The sequence below is a fragment of the Mesorhizobium sp. 131-3-5 genome (genome assembly GCF_016756575.1).
GTDB lineage: Bacteria > Pseudomonadota > Alphaproteobacteria > Rhizobiales > Rhizobiaceae > Mesorhizobium > Mesorhizobium jarvisii.
In genome coordinates this window covers 4,521,947-4,539,107 of sequence record NZ_AP023254.1, presented here as the reverse complement: position 1 = coordinate 4,539,107, position 17,161 = coordinate 4,521,947, and the positions used below count along the sequence as shown (strand labels likewise).

The following is a 17,161-nucleotide window of genomic DNA, read 5'->3' as shown; positions in this document are numbered from 1 at the left end:
TTTTCATGCGTGACATCCTCAACGACCTCGAAGCGGGCAAGTATCTTTCCGATCCGGATCCGGTCCGCCGCGCCCAGATTCAGATGAAGACGCCGCTGCCCAAGCGCTTCTACAAAACCGCTTCGGTTGTGCCGATAGAGGGAGGTTTTGCCGTGCATCTCGACGGCAAGCCGGTGCGCACGCCGGGCAAGGCGCTGCTGGCGCTGCCGACCGAGGCGGCGGCAGTGCTGGTTGCAGGCGAGTTCGCGGAACAGGGCGAGACGATCAATCCGGTGACGATGCCGGTGATGCGCCTGGTCAACACCACCATCGACGGCGTTGCCAACGATCCGCAGGCGGTGCTGGAAGACATACTGCGGTTTGCCTCATCGGATCTGCTCTGTTACCGCGCCGACGCTCCCCAAGGGCTGGTCGAGCGGCAGAACGAGCAGTGGGATCCGGTCATCGATTGGGCGCGCACGACATTGGGGGCTCGCTTCAACCTTGCCGAGGGCATCATCCATGTCGAGCAGCCACGCGAGACGATCGCCGTTCTGGGCAGTCATCTCAATCAGCGCGCCGAGCCGCTGCGGTTGGCCGCCATCCACCTCATGACCTCGCTGACGGGTTCGGCGCTGCTGGCGCTGGCGGTCGATTTCGGCGAGCTCGATGCCGAGACTGCCTGGGCCGCCGGCCATGTCGACGAGGACTGGCAGATCGAGCATTGGGGGCAGGACGCCGAAGCGGTCGCGCGCCGTGCCGCCCGCAAACGCGATATGATGGCTGCCGTCAGCCTTCTCGAGGCGCTCAAGGGTTGACCCTGCGGCGATTGCCGCACCGCACCTAATACCAAAGTCATAATCCCATCGTCGCTCTGCCGCCGGCGGGCGCTTTCTGTCATTTTTCCCGTGATGGCCCGGCATTTCCGAGTCCGCGTTCGGAGGAGAACGCTGACACTGGCGCCCGGCATCGAGGACAGCGTCTCACGGGAGGACAACTCAATGGCAATGGCATCGACCGCCGGCAGAACGAGCCGCGGCATGACTCGGGAAGAGAAGAAGGTCATCTTCGCTTCCTCACTCGGCACCGTTTTCGAATGGTACGATTTCTATCTCTACGGTTCATTGGCGGCCTTCATTGGCTCGACCTTTTTCAGTCCGACCATTCCGGAGGCGACGCGCAACATCTTCGCGCTGCTGGCTTTTGCCGCCGGTTTTCTCGTCCGCCCGTTCGGCGCCCTGGTGTTTGGCCGTATCGGTGACCTCGTCGGCCGCAAATATACCTTTCTCGTCACCATGACGATCATGGGTCTGTCGACCTTCCTGGTCGGCTTGCTGCCCGGTTATGCGACCTTGGGTATCGCGGCTCCGGTGATCCTGATCGTGCTACGCATGTTGCAGGGTTTGGCCCTCGGCGGCGAATATGGCGGTGCGGCGACCTATGTCGCTGAGCACGCGCCTGACGACCGTCGCGGCTTCTACACGTCGTGGATCCAGACGACGGCGACACTTGGCCTGTTCCTGTCGCTGATCGTCATTCTGATTGTTCAGGGCTCCTTGAGCAAGGAAACCTACGCCGCTTGGGGCTGGCGTATTCCGTTTATCGTCTCCTTCGTGCTGCTCGCCGTCTCGATCTGGATTCGACTGTCTCTCTCGGAGTCTCCGACCTTCCAGAAGATGAAGGACGAAGGTAAGGGCTCGAAGGCACCGCTTTCGGAAGCCTTCGGTCAGTGGAAGAACGCCAAGATCGCACTGCTGGCGCTGCTTGGCCTCACTGCTGGACAGGCCGTCGTCTGGTACAATGGCCAGTTCTACGCGCTGTTCTTCCTGCAGAACGTACTGAAAGTCGATGCGCAGTCGGTCAACATCATGATCGCGATCGCGTTGGCACTCGGCTCGATCTTCTTCGTCGTGTTCGGCTGGCTCTCCGACAAGATCGGCCGCAAGCCGATCATCATGGCTGGCCTTGCGCTCGCCATCGTCTGCACCTTCCCGTTGTTCAAGGCATTGACCTGGGCCGCCAATCCGGCACTCGCCAAGGCGCAGCTGAATACAAAGGCAACGGTCACGGCAGCACCCGGCGACTGCAAGTTCCAGTTCAACCCGGTCGGCACCGCCAAGTTCACGACGTCATGCGACATCGCGACTTCGTTCCTGACCAAGAACTCGGTTCCCTATGACGTGGTATCGACGGCGGCAGCCGGTACGGCTGCTACCGTCAAGATCGGCAACGAGACGGTGTCGTCCTACGACGCGGTCGCCGCTGGCGATCAGGCCAAGGCCAAGGACGCGGCCTTCGTCAAGGCGGTCAACATGTCGCTGCAGGACGGCGGGTATCCGCTGAAGCGTGCGGCGATCAAGGTAGCGGACCAGAAGCTCGACGCCTTCGTCGCGGCCAATCCTGAACTCAAGCTCGACGCGGCTGCCATTCGCGGCGGCGAAAAGACCGCGGTGCCGATCGATCAGGCGGTCAAGGACAAGTTGTTGACGTCGGAGGAGGCCGCCGGCGCGCCAGAGGTCACCGTCTACAACATACCGGGCGGCGGTGCCTTCGCCATGTTCGCCGATCCGGCCGCCGTGAACTGGCCGATGACGATCGGCATCCTGTTCATCCTGGTCCTGTTCGTGACCATGGTCTACGGGCCGATCGCGGCGATCCTGGTCGAGATGTTCCCGACCCGCATTCGTTACACCGGCATGTCGCTGCCCTATCATATCGGCAATGGCTGGTTCGGCGGTCTGTTGCCGGCAACAGTCTTCGCGCTCAGCGCCTACAAGGGCGATATCTACTATGGTCTGTGGTATCCGGTGGTGATCGCGGCGATGACGCTGATCATCGGCATGATCTTCGTCAAGGATACGCTTGGCACCGACCTACACGGCAAGGAATAGCCTAGCCGTCATCGGCCAAGAGAAAGCCCGGCGTGATCGCTCACGCCGGGCTTTTCCATGTCTGAGACCCGAAGAAGCGGATCAGCTCTTTGGCTGATTATCTTCCTCGATGGCCGCCTCGTGATACCAGCCGTCAAAATCGGCGTACGTGTAGCGCAACGAGGCGACCTCTGCCGCGAATTTCGCCTTTGCGCCTAAATTTGAGGCAGATTTGCGCGCTGCCAGAGGGAACATCAGAATTTTTGCCGACGGACGGGAGGGGACGACTTCCATGGGCGGTCTCCTTTCTTTTTCAGGAGCTTGTCGATTCAGCTTTCCTACAAGATAAGTCCTGCGATTCCTTTAGGCAATATGCCTACGAAAAGATCAGCAATTGCCTAATATTTATGCATAATTCGCGTTTGATTGATTTGGACCCAGTGCTGAGGCGGCTCAGCAAATTCGACGCGATATCCCTGCCATTTTGCCGCACCCGCCGAAGTCGGAGTGGCACATGAATTGCATTTTAGGGATCGGCAGCGCCGGCTGCCGACGGCAGACGCGTGTCGAGGCCGTTTGGTGTTCGGTGAACAAGCAACGAGAGGCTAGAATGACGAAATACAAGCTCGAGTACATTTGGCTCGATGGTTACACCCCGGTCCCCAACCTTCGCGGCAAGACGCAGATCAAGGAATTCGCGGAATTCCCGACGCTCGAACAGCTGCCGCTGTGGGGCTTCGACGGTTCCTCGACCATGCAGGCCGAAGGCCGCAGCTCCGATTGCGTGTTGAAGCCTGTGGCGCTTTACCCGGATCCCGCCCGCACCAATGGCATTCTCGTCATGTGCGAGGTCATGATGCCCGATGGCGTCACCCCGCATGAATCGAACAGCCGCGCGACCATCCTCGACGACGAGGACGCCTGGTTCGGCTTCGAGCAGGAATATTTCTTCTACAAGGACGGTCGCCCGCTCGGCTTCCCGGAGAGCGGTTATCCCGCGCCGCAGGGTCCGTACTACACCGGCGTCGGCTACAAGAACGTCGGCGACGTCGCGCGCAAGATCGTCGAAGAGCATCTCGACCAGTGCCTTGCTGCCGGCATCAACCACGAAGGCATCAACGCCGAAGTGGCCAAGGGCCAGTGGGAATTCCAGATTTTCGGCAAGGGCTCCAAGAAGGCCGCCGACCAGATCTGGATGGCGCGCTACCTGCTCCTGCGTCTGACCGAGACTTACGGCATCGACATCGAGTTCCACTGCAAGCCGCTCGGCGACACCGACTGGAACGGCTCCGGCATGCACTGCAACTTCTCGACCAAGTTCATGCGCGAAGTCGGCGGCAAGGCCTATTTCGAAGCCCTGATGGCGCAGTTCGACAAGAACCTGATGGACCACATCGCCGTCTACGGTCCGGACAACGACAAGCGCCTGACCGGCAAGCACGAGACCGCGCCGTGGAACAAGTTCAGCTATGGCGTCGCCGACCGTGGCGCCTCGATCCGCGTGCCGCACTCCTTCGTCAAGAATGACTACAAGGGCTATCTGGAGGACCGTCGTCCGAACTCCCAGGGCGACCCCTACCAGATCGCCTCGCAGGTGCTGAAGACGATCTCGCAGGTTGCGACCGACGCTAAGGTCTCGGCCGCCGCCTGATTGTTTTCGCGGCGCGGATCGCAAGGTCTTCGCCGCGACCAGAACTCGACAACAAAAAGCCCTGGCGGAAACGCCAGGGCTTTTTCGTGTTTGCGAGGCGCGTCTGCCGTTCTCAACCGGCGACAGCCCCACGTGCCTTCAGCGCCGCCAGCACCTTGGCATGGCCGACGAACTTGCCGGATAGACGTCACCCGCCGACGCTCTGTCCTTGCGAGAATCCCGGCCTTCGCCGGGATTCTTTTTTGAAGTGCTGGCCGGCGAAGCGAATACCCCCAAAAAAAGTCAGGTTGAAAAGGCCAGGGCAAATCCGCCGGATGGAGAGGCTTTTGGCTGATGCTGCTTGCCGCCACTGGTGTCGTACGCTCTCGACTTCGTCGAAAAAGCCCGGAAAACGGCGTGTTCCGGCTCATCCGCATTCCAACGATCCCCAGTATAAGCCTCTGTTCATACATCGAAATCGGCGATTTATGCATTCGTCGGGCGAAGTTGACAGATCACGCTGCGGCATGCGTATTCGTGGCCATGGGGTTACGCCAAAGCGATGCTGTTCGAACGGGGCGGGGTTTCTTGAACGACGGCATTGGCGGGGGCGCCGGACGAGCGGGCATTGCAGCCTGAGGCAGTGCGCCGCTCGCTCCTGGCGTTCGATTGCGCGCTCGAAACTGCCACGCACCAGCCTTCATTTGCGATTTCCGCCGGCGGCCACGAAGCTGGCAAGTCGCGCCATCAAACGATGCTTTGGAACGAAATAGAGAGCGCTCGCGTGGCTGGCCACACGCCTCCATCGATGAGCATTGACGAACAGCAAAAGGCCCTTGAAGGCGGAAATCCTTCAAGGGCCTTTTCAACGCTGTCGGTACGGGTTCTTACACCGAATAGTACATGTCGTATTCGACCGGATGCGGGGTCATTTCGAAGCGCATCACCTCGGCCATCTTGAGTTCGATGTAGCTGTCGATCTGATCGTCGTCGAAGACGCCGCCGGCCTTCAGGAAGCCGCGGTCCTTGTCGAGGCTCTGGAGGGCTTCACGCAGCGAACCGCAGACGGTCGGGATCTTCTTCAGCTCCTTCGGCGGCAGGTCGTAGAGGTCCTTGTCCATCGGCTGGCCCGGATGGATCTTGTTCTTGATGCCGTCGAGGCCGGCCATCAGCATGGCGGCGAAGGCAAGGTAGGGGTTCGCGCCCGGATCGGGGAAGCGGACCTCGACGCGCTTGGCCTTCGGCGACGAGCCGAACGGGATGCGGCAGGAGGCCGAACGGTTGCGCGCGGAGTAGGCAAGCAGCACCGGCGCTTCATAGCCGGGCACCAGACGCTTGTAGGAGTTGGTCAGCGGGTTGGTGAACGCGTTGATCGCCTTGGCGTGCTTGATGATGCCGCCAATGTAGAACAGGCAGCTTTCCGACAAGCCGGCATATTCATTGCCGGCGAAGGTCGGCTTGCCGCCTTTCCAGATCGACTGGTGGACGTGCATGCCCGAGCCATTGTCGCCGAAGATGGGCTTCGGCATGAAGGTGGCCGTCTTGCCATAGGCGTTGGCGACCTGGTGCACGACATACTTGTAGATCAGCATCTTGTCGGCGTTGCGGACCAGCGTGTCGAACTTGATGCCGAGTTCGTGCTGCGCAGCCGCGACCTCGTGGTGATGCTTTTCGACGCGCACGCCCATTTCGGCGAGCACGGTCAGCATCTCGGAGCGCATGTCCTGCGCACTGTCGATCGGCGGCACCGGGAAATAGCCGCCCTTGATGCGCGGGCGGTGGCCGAGATTGCCGGTCTCGTAGTCGGTGTCGTCGTTGGACGGCAGTTCGGTGGAGTCGAGCTTGAAGCCGGTGTTGTAGGGATCGGCCTTGTACTTGACGTCATCGAACACGAAGAACTCGGCTTCCGGGCCGACGAAGATCTGGTCGCCGATGCCTTCCGACTTCATGTAGGCCTCGGCCTTCTTGGCCGTGCCGCGCGGGTCGCGGTTGTAGGATTCGCCCGAGACCGGGTCGAGGATGTCGCACAGGATGACCATGGTCGACTGGGCGAAGAACGGGTCCATGTGGACCGTATCCGGATCGGGCATCAGCACCATGTCGGACTCGTTGATGGCCTTCCAGCCGGCGATCGAGGAGCCGTCGAACATGACGCCATCGGCAAACATGTCTTCCTCGACCTCCACGACATCCATCGTCACGTGCTGCAGCTTGCCCTTCGGGTCGGTGAAGCGCAGGTCGACGAATTTCACGTCGTTGTCCTTGATCTGCTTCATGATGTCTTTGGCTGTCGTCATGTCATGTATCCCTGTTTGATGACGTTTTTTGATGGATGACGTTTCTTAGAAGGCTGGTCGCGTCAGACCGCGTCCATTCCGGTCTCACCGGTGCGGATGCGCACGACTTCCTCGATATTGGAGACGAAGATCTTGCCGTCGCCGATACGGCCGGTCTGGGCCGCCTTGCGGATGGCTTCGATGGCGCCTTCGACCGCGTCGTCGCCGAGCACGACCTCGATCTTCACCTTCGGCAGGAAATCGACGACATATTCGGCGCCACGATAGAGTTCGGTATGGCCTTTCTGACGTCCGAAGCCCTTGGCCTCGGTTACGGTGATGCCTTGCAGTCCGGCCTCCTGAAGCGCTTCCTTCACTTCGTCCAGCTTGAATGGCTTGATGATCGCTTCGATCTTTTTCATGTAAAAAGTGGCCTCCACTGCCAAAAAAACGGGTTGTGAACCCCCGCTTGCGCCTCCATCAAGCACGAACTGTGCCAGATAGCTGGATTCGAAGCGGTTTCATACGATTTCCAACCCATGCCGCACCGAGATGCAAATTCGCGTCATTCACTGCATCGGATGCGGCATGGCCTGCTGAAGCCTACACAGTCCCCATGCTTGCGTCCGCCTAATAATTAGGCGGAATGCTCATCTGGTGTGCGCTTTTTGCCTTGATGCCCGCCTTGGTGGCATGGCCGCAGTTGCTGATGCGCTCCTCTTTGTTTGCTTCGGCTCGAAAACTGGACAATGCTTGATCGAATGCGGATCGGCAATCCATGAGCGATGAACTTCTTACTTCCGCCGAAATGGGCGAGGCGGACCGGCTGACGATTGCCGCCGGGCCGGTCGACGGCATCGGCCTGATGTGCCGCGCCGGCGAAGCGGTCGCGGGCGAAGTTCTCAGGCGTTACCCCTCAGCGACCCATGTCCACGTGCTGTGTGGTCCCGGCAACAATGGTGGCGACGGCTATGTCGTCGCCCGTATCCTGGCTGACAGCGGCGTTGCCACCACGATCTGGGCGTCCGGTGCGCCGAGGCCGCGAAGCGACGCAGCACTTGCCGCGGCACAGTGCCCGATCGCGTCCCGGCCACTGTCCGGGTTCGAAGCCGAGCCTGGCTCGATCGTGGTCGATGCGCTTTACGGCGCAGGGCTGTCTAAACCGCTGTCCGGCGATGCCGCCAGGGCGGTGGCTGTCGCCACCGATAGGCGTTTGCCGGTTGTCGCGGTCGATCTGCCCTCGGGCGTTTCCGGCGACAGCGGCGGAGTTTTGGGCGTGGCATTTACCGCCGCCGTCACCGTGACCTTCGCGCGCAAGAAGCCAGGCCACCTGCTGCTGCCTGGCCGTGAGCGATGCGGCGAGATCGTGCTCGCCGATATCGGCATCGGCGACGACATCATCGCACGGCTCCAGCCCCGGACGTTCGAGAACAGGCAAGTGCATTGGCTGCGCGATTTCCCGGTGCCGGCTGTCGATGCGCACAAGTACAAGCGCGGCCATGTAGGCGTCTTTTCCGGCGGGCCGAGCGCTACCGGGGCGGCGCGGCTGTCGGCGCTTGCCGCGGCTCGAAGCGGGGCAGGGGCGGTGACCGTGCTGTCGCCGGGCAACGCCATGCAGGTCAATGCCGGCCATCTGACCTCGATCATGCTGCGCAAGACCGATGATGTCGCGGACATCCGGGAATTTGTCGGCGAACGCCGGCCTTCGGCCTTCATCCTTGGCCCGGGCTTCGGCGTTGGTGACAAAACGCAAAGCTTTGGGCTGGCGCTCCTCGCCTCCGGACAAGCTCAGGATGCCGCCACACAGGTTGATGGCCTTGTGTTCGACGCCGACGCGATCACCGCGTTTCGCGAGGCGCCGGAAATCTTGTTCGAAGCGGCGCGCCGGCCGAATGCACCGGCCCTGGTGATGACCCCGCACGAAGGGGAGTTCGCCAGGCTGTTTCCTGATATCGCCGATGACAATGCCTCGTCCAAGCTCGACAAGGCGCGCGCGGCGGCCGCACGTGCCAATGCCGTTATCGTCTACAAGGGCGCCGACACGGTGATCGCCGCGCCCGACGGCCGGGCGGCGATCAATTCCAATGGCGCGGCGTGGCTTGCCACTGCCGGGTCTGGCGACGTGCTGTCCGGCATATCAGCCGGTCTGCTGGCGCAAGCCATGCCGGCGTTCGAAGCGGCCTGCGCGGCGGTGTGGATCCATGCCGAGGCCGGCAGCCGGTTCGGTGCGGGGCTGATTGCCGAGGATCTGCCGCTGGCGCTGGTGCCGGTACTGCGCGAACTGGTCGAAGCACGTCGCAAGGTGCCCGTCGAATGAGGCGTTTCGCGCTCGCCGTCGCGGCCGTCATCGCGCTGTTCGCATCGCATGGCGTGCGCGCCGAACAGCCGGTGACCATCGTCGACGATCCGGCGGTGCTCGCCGCCCTCGATGCCGGGGGTTTTGGCTTCGCCGGCATTTTCGCCGTCGATGGCGAGGACAACCTGAAGACACTCTATGACAGGGCGCCGGCCTATCATGCGATCGTCGATACGGCGGCATCAGACATTGCCACGCTGCGCGCCGAGATGAAGGCCGGCGGGCGCACGCTCTACGAGGTGACCGACGCCAATGTCGGCCGCATCATGGATATGCGCTGGCTGAAGACGGAGGCGGCGCGCTTCCGGCTGGTCGGCGTCGTCAACCGGCTCGACCGGCGTGATTTCGCTGCCCTGGAAGGTGACAAGAGCTGCGGCGAGGTGCGCTTCATCTATCGCCTGGCCTACAGTTTCAAGAAGGACGGCAAGGTCCTGGCCTCGCGGCTGCCGTTCAACTTCAACGCCGTCTACCGTGCGGCACCCGATGCCGACGGCGGCTGCGTCGGCGTTGCCGGGCGCTGGACGCCGCAACTCGATGAGAGCGTCGATGCCGGCTGGCTGACCGGCGGGCCGCTGGAGCGGGCCGGGCTGACCTTCAAGCAGCTTGAACTCAATGCGCAGGTCGTGCGCTTTCCCTCCGGCCAGGAGACCGAATTCGGCGGGCAGGCCGCCTATCTCATGCGGATATTCGGCATCGATGGCGCCGCCGTCAGTGAGAAGCCGCTGGAGAACACGCCGGACACCCCGCGGCTCTCGCAAGACGCAGCGCTCAAGAAAAAGCTCGCCGATTATGTCAGCGCCAATGTCGGGGCGGTCGATCTCGGCGTCTACGAACTCCCCAGCGAATTCCTGGCGAAGAAGGTCATCTCATGGTCGACCTTTGGCAGCGCGAGACAGGCCAACCATCCGTTCACGCCGCTTTTCAAGCCCACGGATTTCGCCGGCCTGGACTATGCGGCGCTGAAGCTGGTGCGCACACCGGAGGCACTGGTCGACCGGCTGGACAATGGCGCCTGCCAGGGCTGCCACCAGGCCGGTTCCACGGCCGGCTTCCACTTCATCGGCCTCGACGACAGGACGACATCGCCGCTCAATCGCATCGAGGTCGGTATCTCGCCGCATCTGCATGCCGAGGTCCCCCGGCGCCAGGTCTGGCTGCGCGCAACGCAAGAAGGCAAGGAGCCGAACCGGTACCGGCCGCTGTCCTTCGCGCCGCCAGCCACATGGAGCGATGCCGGCGAAATCGACTACGCGCCGGCAGAAATGGCGATGCCGTGCCTGATGCCGGACGATGCCAAGCGTTTCGGAGCGACCTGGCAATGCGGTGGCGGTACGGTCTGCACGCCGCTGGTGGCCGCGTCTGGCGTGCGCACCACTCTGGCGCAGTGTCTGTTGCCCAAGGACAGCGAAAGGATGTTCTCCGGCCATCCCTGCCTGAACGGGTCGATCGCCAGCAACCCGTCGCAGCCTTTCAACGATCGCTACAAAATTACCGGCCAGTTCGCCGCCTTCGCGCCGGGGATTTCGCGGACCGCCTATACCTGCCGGCCGCCCAAGATCGGCGTGCCGGCGGGCATTGCCTATCGCGCCTGTCACGACAAGGATCGCAGCTTCGCCGCCTTCAAGAAGGGCAAGCCGATGCCGAACGAAATCTGCGGGCTGGTCGGCGGCAAGAAATTCGACACGTGCGTGGCGACCAACAATTTCGACCAGTGCCTTGGCGGTGCGGTCAATCGCGGCAACCGGCCGGCTTGCTCGGCCGATCATTTCTGCCGCGAGGACTATATGTGCCAGTCTCTGCCGCCGGACATGCCGGGTGTCGCCAATATCAAGGGCATCGGCTTCTGCTCGCCGACCTATTTCATCTTCCAGATGCGCATCGACAACCACGCGACACCCTGGGCGAGCGCTACCAGCATGCCCAGGGACGCTGGGTTCGGCGCGACTGAGGAGGAATGAGCGGCTACTGCTTCCCGGTAAACGCCCTTCGGCGGCTTACAACGGGATGTTGTCGTGCTTCTTCCAGGGGTTCTGCATGTCCTTGTTGCGCAGCATCCGCAGCGCCCGGGCGATGCGGCGGCGGGTCGAGTGCGGCATGATCACCTCGTCGACATAGCCACGCTCGGCGGCGACGAAGGGCGACAGGAAGCGATCCTCGTAAGTCTTTGTATGGGCCGCGATCTTGTCCGCGTCGCCAATGTCCTTGCGGTAGATGATCTCGACCGCGCCTCTCGCGCCCATCACCGCGATCTGCGCCGTCGGCCAGGCATAGTTCATGTCGCCGCGCAGATGCTTTGACGCCATCACGTCATAGGCGCCGCCATAGGCCTTTCTGGTGATGACGGTGATCTTCGGCACGGTCGCCTCGGCATAGGCGAAGAGCAGCTTGGCGCCGTGCTTGATCAGCCCGCCATATTCTTGCGCGGTGCCGGGCAGGAAGCCTGGAACATCGACGAAGGTGACGATCGGGATCGAAAAACAGTCGCAGAAGCGCACGAAGCGCGCCGCCTTGCGGCTGGCGTCGGAATCGAGCACGCCGGCCAGCACCATTGGCTGGTTGGCGACGAAGCCGACGGTGCGGCCCTCGACGCGCCCGAAGCCGGTCACGATGTTCCTGGCGAAACTCTGCTGGATTTCGAAGAAGTCACCCTCGTCGGCGACCTTCAGGATCAGCTCCTTGATGTCATAGGGCTTGTTGGCGTTGTCGGGAATCAGCCGATCGAGCGACAAATCGTGGTCGGTGACCGACTGGTAGCATTCGATCTCGGGAATCTCCGATGTGTTCGAGGCAGGCAGGAGATCGACCAGCCGGCGCATCTGTAGCAGCGCCTCGACGTCGTTGTCGTAGGCGCCGTCGGCGATGGAGGATTTGGTCGTGTGCACCGAGGCGCCGCCGAGGCTCTCGGCCGTCACCGTCTCATTGGTGACGGTCTTCACCACATCCGGGCCGGTGACGAACATGTAGGAGGTGTCGCGCACCATGAAGATGAAGTCGGTCATTGCGGGCGAATAGACGTCGCCGCCGGCGCATGGACCCATGATCACGGAAATCTGCGGAATGACGCCGGAGGCCAGCACGTTGCGCTGGAAGATTTCGGCATAGCCGCCGAGCGCCGCAACGCCCTCCTGGATGCGCGCGCCGCCGGCATCGTAAAGCCCGATGATCGGCGCGCGGTTGCGCAGCGCCATCTCCTGCACCTTGATGACCTTTTCGGCATGCGCTTCCGACAGCGAGCCGCCGAATACGGTGAAATCCTTGGCGAAGAGGTAGACCGGACGACCGTTGACCGTGCCCCAGCCGGTGACGACGCCATCGCCGGCGATCTTGGTCTTCTCCATGCCGAAATCGGTCGAGCGGTGTTCGACATACATGTCAAACTCCTCGAACGAGCCTTCGTCGAGGAACACCTCGATGCGTTCGCGCGCGGTGAGCTTGCCCTTTTTGTGCTGGGCGTCGATGCGCGCCTTGCCGCCACCCATGCGGGCGATCTCGCGCCGGCGCTCGAGTTCCTTCAGCACGTCCTTCATCGCTCGGTCCCCCATGCGCGGTACTTCTTGGCAGGCATTCGCCAGATATGGCAGAATAAGCCTATGAAGAACAACGTAGAAATATCCGAGGATTTGAACCGCCGGATTGATATGCTCACGTCCCGCTCGACACTGACACGTGATCAGATCATTGAGGATGCGCTGTCCCATGGACGTTCGCTGGCGTGGCAAGAAAAATGGGTCGCAGGCGTTCAGGCGGGAATAGAGGGCGCCGACCGTGGCGACTTCGCCAATGAGGAAGAGATCGCGACCGTTCTCAACAAGTACATTCAGGCATCAGCCTCTGTGTGAATTGTCTGGACCCGACACTATCTGATCGAGCTAACGTCAATCGGCGACTACATTGGCCAACATAACCCGCGGGCAGCTGCCCGGATCGTCAGTGAGATCCATTCAAAGACCCCCCGGCTGTTATCCGCCAACCCGTTCATCGGACGAGTTGGGGAGATCAAGGGCACGCGTGAACTGGTGATTCCCGGCACACCCTACATCGTCGCCTATCGGGTCACGGACACTCAGATAGAAATTCTGTTTGTGCAACATGGCGCCAGGAAGTGGCCGGATGAGGTCTGAGCAAACATTTCGGACTGCTCTCTAGCCGGCTTTTGCTGCGCTGCAACATTACGCCCCTTGCATTCCGGGGCGAACTCAGCCATATGCAGCCCATAGGCGCTTGGGCCGGGAGATTCCGGCCTTCTCGACAAATGAGACTGGTTGCGTCTGTTTTCCCTCTTTCCGGCAAATCGGCAAGGCGGCGAAAAAGCCCCGTGGCATGATGCCTGCGGGCACGACAGCGCAGCCGAGTGGACGCACACGTCCGCCCGCCTTGTCGTTTCATATCAAATTTTTCGACGGCAGGTTGCGCCCTGCCGCCATTGATGTTTGCGGCAAAGAAGCCGCGTGAAAGAAGATTATTTTGACCAACGAAAACACATTGCCCGGCAACGATACCGCGGAACTCTCCGGTTTCGCAGCGCTGGGAATCACGGGTGCGCTGCTCAAGGCCACCCACAATGCCGGATTCACCGAACCGAAGCCGATCCAGATGCAGGCAATCCCGCCGCAGCTGGAAGGCCGTGACATTTTCGGCATCGCGCAGACGGGCTCCGGCAAGACCGCGGCCTTTGCGCTGCCTATCCTGTCGAAGATCATCGCGCTCGGCACCAAGCGGCGCGCCAAGACGACCCGCGCGCTCATCCTGGCGCCGACCCGCGAGCTCGCCGTGCAGATCGAGGACACCATCAAGATCCTCGCCAAGGGCGCGCATGTCTCGACGGCACTCGTGCTGGGCGGCGTCTCGCGCTTCAGCCAGGTGAAGAAGGTTGCTCCCGGCGTCGACATCCTCATTGCCACGCCCGGCCGATTGACCGACCTGGTGCGCGAGGGCGACCTCATCCTCTCCGACACCAAATGGCTGGTGCTGGACGAGGGCGACCGCATGCTCGACATGGGCTTCATCAACGACGTCAAGCGCATCGCCAAGGCGACCGCGCCTGACCGCCAGACGGCGCTGTTCTCGGCCACCATGCCGGACGAGATCGCCGAACTGGCCAAGGGTCTTCTGAAGAACCCGGTCCGTATCGAAGTCTCGCCGCAAAGCACCGCGGCGGCCGAGATTGTCCAGGGCGTCGTCTTCGCCCGCACCAAGCAGAAGCGCCAGGTTCTGTCGACGATGCTCGCTGACGAGGCGATGAAGTCCGTCATCATCTTTTCGCGCACCAAGCATGGCGCCGACCGGGTGACCAAGGACCTCGAGCGCGATGGCTTCAAGGCGGCCGTCATCCATGGCAACAAGTCGCAGAATGCCCGTCAGAAGGCGCTGAACGATTTTCGCGATGGATCGGTCCGCATTCTGGTCGCGACCGACATCGCGGCGCGCGGCATCGACGTCCCCGGCATCAGCCATGTCGTGAATTTCGACCTGCCGGATGAGGCGGAAAGCTACGTCCACCGCATCGGCCGCACCGGCCGCAACGGCATGGACGGCATCGCGATCACGCTTTGCGATCCTTCTGAGAACAGCAAGCTGCGCCAGGTCGAGCGCATCATCCGCACCAAACTGCCGATCGTCGCCGACCATCTCGGCAGCCCCGATCCGCAGCGCAATCCGGCTGAAAAGAACGAGCGCTTCGAGCCCGCCAATGATCGCAACGACCGCAATGGCCGTCGTGACGGCCGGCGGCCGGGCGGCGAAAACAAGGGCAACGGCTTTGGCAAGAAGCGGTTCGGCGACAAGCCGGCCTTTGCCGGTGAGCGCAAGCCGGAAGGCGCCAAGCCCTTCAAGGGCAACAACAAGCGCCGTTTCGGCGGCAAGCGTCCGGCAGCGCGGGCTGCTTAACCAAGCCTCGTCGCGGTCGGCCAAGTCTTAGCGCTTGGCTGGTTGCCTGACCGATTAGAGAAAGGGCGGCCGAAGCGATGCTTCGGCCGCCCTTTCCGTCTGCGCACCTACTTCGCCACCGCCTCGACCCAGACGGCAATCCGTTGCGCGAGAAATGCCGTGGTCGATGGCGACAGCACGTCGCCGGCAATGACATGGTTGTCCGGGTCGCCGGTGTCGTCGACCGGCACCAGCTCGTGCGGTGCGCCCCAGCGCCCTGCGATTTCGCGGGTGCGGTCTGGCCGCACCACTTTGTCCGAATCCGAGAAGATGAACAAAGCCGGGATATCAGCCTTCTCCACCGGCGCCCTGTAGGCGAGTTCCGTCAACGCTTGCATCGGCAGCGTCGCGGCAACCGGATATTTGATGGTCCAGAACTTCTCGTGCAGCGCGTTGCGCGCCACAAAACTGCGCTCCTTGCCGATCACGAGTTCGGCGATCTGTTTGCCCCAGGGCATGGTCAGGATCTCGGCGCCGGATGCCTTCACACCGAAATTGGGCGAGATGAATGCAATGGCAGCCACCCCATTCGATGCCGCGGGCTGCGTAGCCGCCCATGCCGCCAGCGAGCCGCCGGTCGAGGTCGAGATGACGATCACCTTGTCGCCGATGGCGCGGCCGATGGCGAGCGCTTCCTCATAGTCGTTGATCCAGGCATTGACGCTGCCTTGCGTCATCGCCGCGCCGTCCTGCCCGTGACCGGTCAGGCGGGTGTAGAAGAGATTTGCGTCGAGCAGGTCGGCCACGTCGTCGGGCAGGGGGCGGACCTCGCCCTTCGAAGCCGAGAAACCGTGGATGTAGACGATCGACAGCGGCGTCTTGGCATGCACCATGGGATTGGCCCAGACGATCTCCTTCTCCAGCCCGTCGCGGATACCGGGCACGGCTGCCTCCACCTTTGCCACATAGGCCTGCGGATCGTCACCGACGACGGAAGGATCGAAGCGGATCGTGGTGTCGACGGGAACGCGCGGACCGAGGACGAAGGCCAATGCAAGGACGGCGACCAGGGCCAGCACAGCAAGCACGATCCGTCGCCCCATCGCAGACTCCACGCAACAACAACAAACCTATGGTGGTGGCCATGAACAGGCAACGGCCGTTCAGGCAGCCACACCACCAATCCTGTGGGCATCCTATTCGTTGGGTGGCTTGCGCTCGTAATGCAGCGGCCTTGCCTTCCAACTGGTCATCAAGATGATCACCCATCGGCTTATCGGCCTCGGCAACATGGCGAGAAATTTCAGCGGCCAGCTCGTGCGGTAAGGAAACGTGGTTTCGAAGCCGCCGGATTTGATGGCCTTCACCATGCGGCGTGTTGCCCGGGTGACCGGCATCAGGCCTGGCATTGGCAGCATATTCTTTTCGGTCAGCGGCGTGTCGACAAAACCGGGGTTTATCACCTGGACGCGGATGTTCATCTTGTCGAAATCATACTTCAGTGACTCGGCCAGGATGTTGATCGCCGCCTTGGTGCCACCATAGGCGGCCGTGGTTGGCCAGCCGAAATAGGCGGTGACCGATCCGACCAGCACGACGTGGCCGCGCGACCGCACGCGCATATACTCCACGACCGGCACCAGGCCGTTGATGATGCCGAAATAGTTGACCTCGAAGGACCGGCGAAAGTCCTTGACGACCAGAGCCTCTCCAGGCGTCGAAATGTAGTTTCCGGCATTGAAGACGGCGAGCACGATGGGGCCGAGTTCGCTCTCGATCGCGGCCACCGTTCTTGCCATGCGCGGCTCATCCGTGACGTCACAGGGAAAGGCGGTGACGCTGCCCGGCATCTGCGCGGTCTCGACGATGAGCGTGTCGATCGGATCATCGTCCAGTGCCGTTACGGCCACCGTATAGCCCCGTGACGCCAGATCCCTGGCCAGCGAGCGGCCGATGCCGCTGCTGCCGCCCGTGACCCAGGCGACGCCGTGTTCCGGATCGGCCCGATAGAGTGTCATGTTGCGCCTTGCCGAGTTGTTGGTGCCTTGCTCTAGCGGTCAGGAAATCGAATGAAAAGAGTGCTTTTCGACCACGTGTGCAAATGAACTTTGGGATATCGAGCAGGCTGCAAGGGGTGTAGACGCACAGCAGTGCCGGAAATGCGACTGGACCAGGTGAATTCTTG

The 17,161-nt window shown here is 62.1% G+C and carries 14 protein-coding genes; 8 read left to right on the top strand and 6 right to left on the bottom strand.

The features are described from left to right. Positions 1-5: 5 nt before the first annotated feature. Both JG747_RS22045 and JG747_RS22040 read left to right on the top strand, forming a co-directional pair. Positions 6-797: an ATP12 family chaperone protein gene (locus JG747_RS22045; protein WP_069092114.1), complete on the top strand. Its 792-nt coding sequence runs from the start codon at positions 6-8 to the stop codon at positions 795-797. A gap of 183 nt (positions 798-980) precedes the next feature. After that, a complete protein-coding gene (locus JG747_RS22040) occupies positions 981-2,870 on the top strand; it encodes an MFS transporter (RefSeq protein ID WP_069092115.1) in 1,890 nt (629 codons plus the stop codon). Positions 2,871-2,951: 81 nt separating this feature from the next. Here the strand turns inward: JG747_RS22040 and JG747_RS22035 are convergent, their stop codons facing one another. Then, positions 2,952-3,143, bottom strand: coding sequence for a DUF2735 domain-containing protein (locus JG747_RS22035; RefSeq protein WP_019857985.1), 192 nt, complete (start codon positions 3,141-3,143; stop codon positions 2,952-2,954). Between the two features lie 316 nt (positions 3,144-3,459). Here JG747_RS22035 and JG747_RS22030 point away from each other — a divergent pair, with 316 nt between their 5' ends. Beyond that, positions 3,460-4,500 (top strand): glutamine synthetase beta-grasp domain-containing protein, encoded by a 1,041-nt coding sequence (locus tag JG747_RS22030; RefSeq protein WP_010909300.1) that lies wholly within the window; start codon positions 3,460-3,462, stop codon positions 4,498-4,500. Between the two features lie 866 nt (positions 4,501-5,366). On the opposite strand, the gene glnA is transcribed toward JG747_RS22030, so the two are convergent. Both glnA and JG747_RS22020 read right to left on the bottom strand, forming a co-directional pair. After that, positions 5,367-6,776: a type I glutamate--ammonia ligase gene (gene glnA, locus JG747_RS22025; RefSeq protein ID WP_010909302.1), complete on the bottom strand. Its 1,410-nt coding sequence runs from the start codon at positions 6,774-6,776 to the stop codon at positions 5,367-5,369. Positions 6,777-6,838: 62 nt separating this feature from the next. Next, the gene (locus JG747_RS22020) at positions 6,839-7,177 is read right to left on the bottom strand and encodes a P-II family nitrogen regulator (RefSeq protein ID WP_006205430.1); all 339 of its coding nucleotides are present in this window, start codon (positions 7,175-7,177) and stop codon (positions 6,839-6,841) included. Between the two features lie 356 nt (positions 7,178-7,533). On the opposite strand from JG747_RS22020, the gene JG747_RS22015 reads away from it, so the two are divergent. Both JG747_RS22015 and JG747_RS22010 read left to right on the top strand, forming a co-directional pair. Further along, complete coding sequence (locus JG747_RS22015; protein ID WP_202360035.1) at positions 7,534-9,072, top strand: NAD(P)H-hydrate dehydratase; 1,539 nt, start codon at positions 7,534-7,536, stop codon at positions 9,070-9,072. Continuing rightward, positions 9,069-11,069 (top strand): hypothetical protein, encoded by a 2,001-nt coding sequence (locus JG747_RS22010; RefSeq protein WP_202360034.1) that lies wholly within the window; start codon positions 9,069-9,071, stop codon positions 11,067-11,069. The genes JG747_RS22015 and JG747_RS22010 overlap by 4 nt, the downstream gene beginning before the upstream one ends. Positions 11,070-11,105: 36 nt before the next feature. Here the strand turns inward: JG747_RS22010 and JG747_RS22005 are convergent, their stop codons facing one another. Continuing rightward, positions 11,106-12,638, bottom strand: a complete 1,533-nt coding sequence (locus tag JG747_RS22005; RefSeq protein WP_202362341.1) for an acyl-CoA carboxylase subunit beta — start codon at positions 12,636-12,638, stop codon at positions 11,106-11,108. Between the two features lie 63 nt (positions 12,639-12,701). Here JG747_RS22005 and JG747_RS22000 point away from each other — a divergent pair, with 63 nt between their 5' ends. The 3 genes from JG747_RS22000 to JG747_RS21990 all read left to right on the top strand — a co-directional run bounded on the left by JG747_RS22000 (position 12,702) and on the right by JG747_RS21990 (position 14,997). Beyond that, positions 12,702-12,950, top strand: a complete 249-nt coding sequence (locus JG747_RS22000; protein WP_202360033.1) for a transcriptional regulator — start codon at positions 12,702-12,704, stop codon at positions 12,948-12,950. Beyond that, a complete protein-coding gene (locus JG747_RS21995; RefSeq protein ID WP_202362340.1) occupies positions 12,951-13,232 on the top strand; it encodes a type II toxin-antitoxin system RelE/ParE family toxin in 282 nt (93 codons plus the stop codon). It abuts the gene before it with no gap. A gap of 343 nt (positions 13,233-13,575) precedes the next feature. Then, positions 13,576-14,997 carry a DEAD/DEAH box helicase gene (locus JG747_RS21990; RefSeq protein WP_019857995.1) on the top strand — a complete coding sequence of 474 codons (1,422 nt, stop codon included), beginning with the start codon at positions 13,576-13,578 and terminating at the stop codon, positions 14,995-14,997. A 107-nt stretch (positions 14,998-15,104) separates the two neighbouring features. Here JG747_RS21990 and JG747_RS21985 read toward each other — a convergent pair whose 3' ends face one another. Both JG747_RS21985 and JG747_RS21980 read right to left on the bottom strand, forming a co-directional pair. Continuing rightward, positions 15,105-16,079: an alpha/beta hydrolase gene (locus JG747_RS21985; RefSeq protein WP_064982890.1), complete on the bottom strand. Its 975-nt coding sequence runs from the start codon at positions 16,077-16,079 to the stop codon at positions 15,105-15,107. A 93-nt stretch (positions 16,080-16,172) separates the two neighbouring features. After that, the gene (locus JG747_RS21980; protein ID WP_064982892.1) at positions 16,173-16,994 is read right to left on the bottom strand and encodes an SDR family oxidoreductase; all 822 of its coding nucleotides are present in this window, start codon (positions 16,992-16,994) and stop codon (positions 16,173-16,175) included. Between the last annotated feature and the right edge of the window lie 167 nt (positions 16,995-17,161).

What these genes read in the sequence shown, in the direction of transcription:
- JG747_RS22045 (WP_069092114.1), top strand. Translation starts at nt 6, where the DNA reads ATGCGTGACATCCTCAACGACCTCGAAGCGGGCAAGTATCTTTCCGAT.
- JG747_RS22040 (WP_069092115.1), top strand. Translation starts at nt 981, where the DNA reads ATGGCAATGGCATCGACCGCCGGCAGAACGAGCCGCGGCATGACTCGG.
- JG747_RS22035 (WP_019857985.1), bottom strand. Translation starts at nt 3,143, where the DNA reads ATGGAAGTCGTCCCCTCCCGTCCGTCGGCAAAAATTCTGATGTTCCCT.
- JG747_RS22030 (WP_010909300.1), top strand. Translation starts at nt 3,460, where the DNA reads ATGACGAAATACAAGCTCGAGTACATTTGGCTCGATGGTTACACCCCG.
- glnA (WP_010909302.1), bottom strand. Translation starts at nt 6,776, where the DNA reads ATGACGACAGCCAAAGACATCATGAAGCAGATCAAGGACAACGACGTG.
- JG747_RS22020 (WP_006205430.1), bottom strand. Translation starts at nt 7,177, where the DNA reads ATGAAAAAGATCGAAGCGATCATCAAGCCATTCAAGCTGGACGAAGTG.
- JG747_RS22015 (WP_202360035.1), top strand. Translation starts at nt 7,534, where the DNA reads ATGAGCGATGAACTTCTTACTTCCGCCGAAATGGGCGAGGCGGACCGG.
- JG747_RS22010 (WP_202360034.1), top strand. Translation starts at nt 9,069, where the DNA reads ATGAGGCGTTTCGCGCTCGCCGTCGCGGCCGTCATCGCGCTGTTCGCA.
- JG747_RS22005 (WP_202362341.1), bottom strand. Translation starts at nt 12,638, where the DNA reads ATGAAGGACGTGCTGAAGGAACTCGAGCGCCGGCGCGAGATCGCCCGC.
- JG747_RS22000 (WP_202360033.1), top strand. Translation starts at nt 12,702, where the DNA reads ATGAAGAACAACGTAGAAATATCCGAGGATTTGAACCGCCGGATTGAT.
- JG747_RS21985 (WP_064982890.1), bottom strand. Translation starts at nt 16,079, where the DNA reads ATGGGGCGACGGATCGTGCTTGCTGTGCTGGCCCTGGTCGCCGTCCTT.
- JG747_RS21980 (WP_064982892.1), bottom strand. Translation starts at nt 16,994, where the DNA reads ATGACACTCTATCGGGCCGATCCGGAACACGGCGTCGCCTGGGTCACG.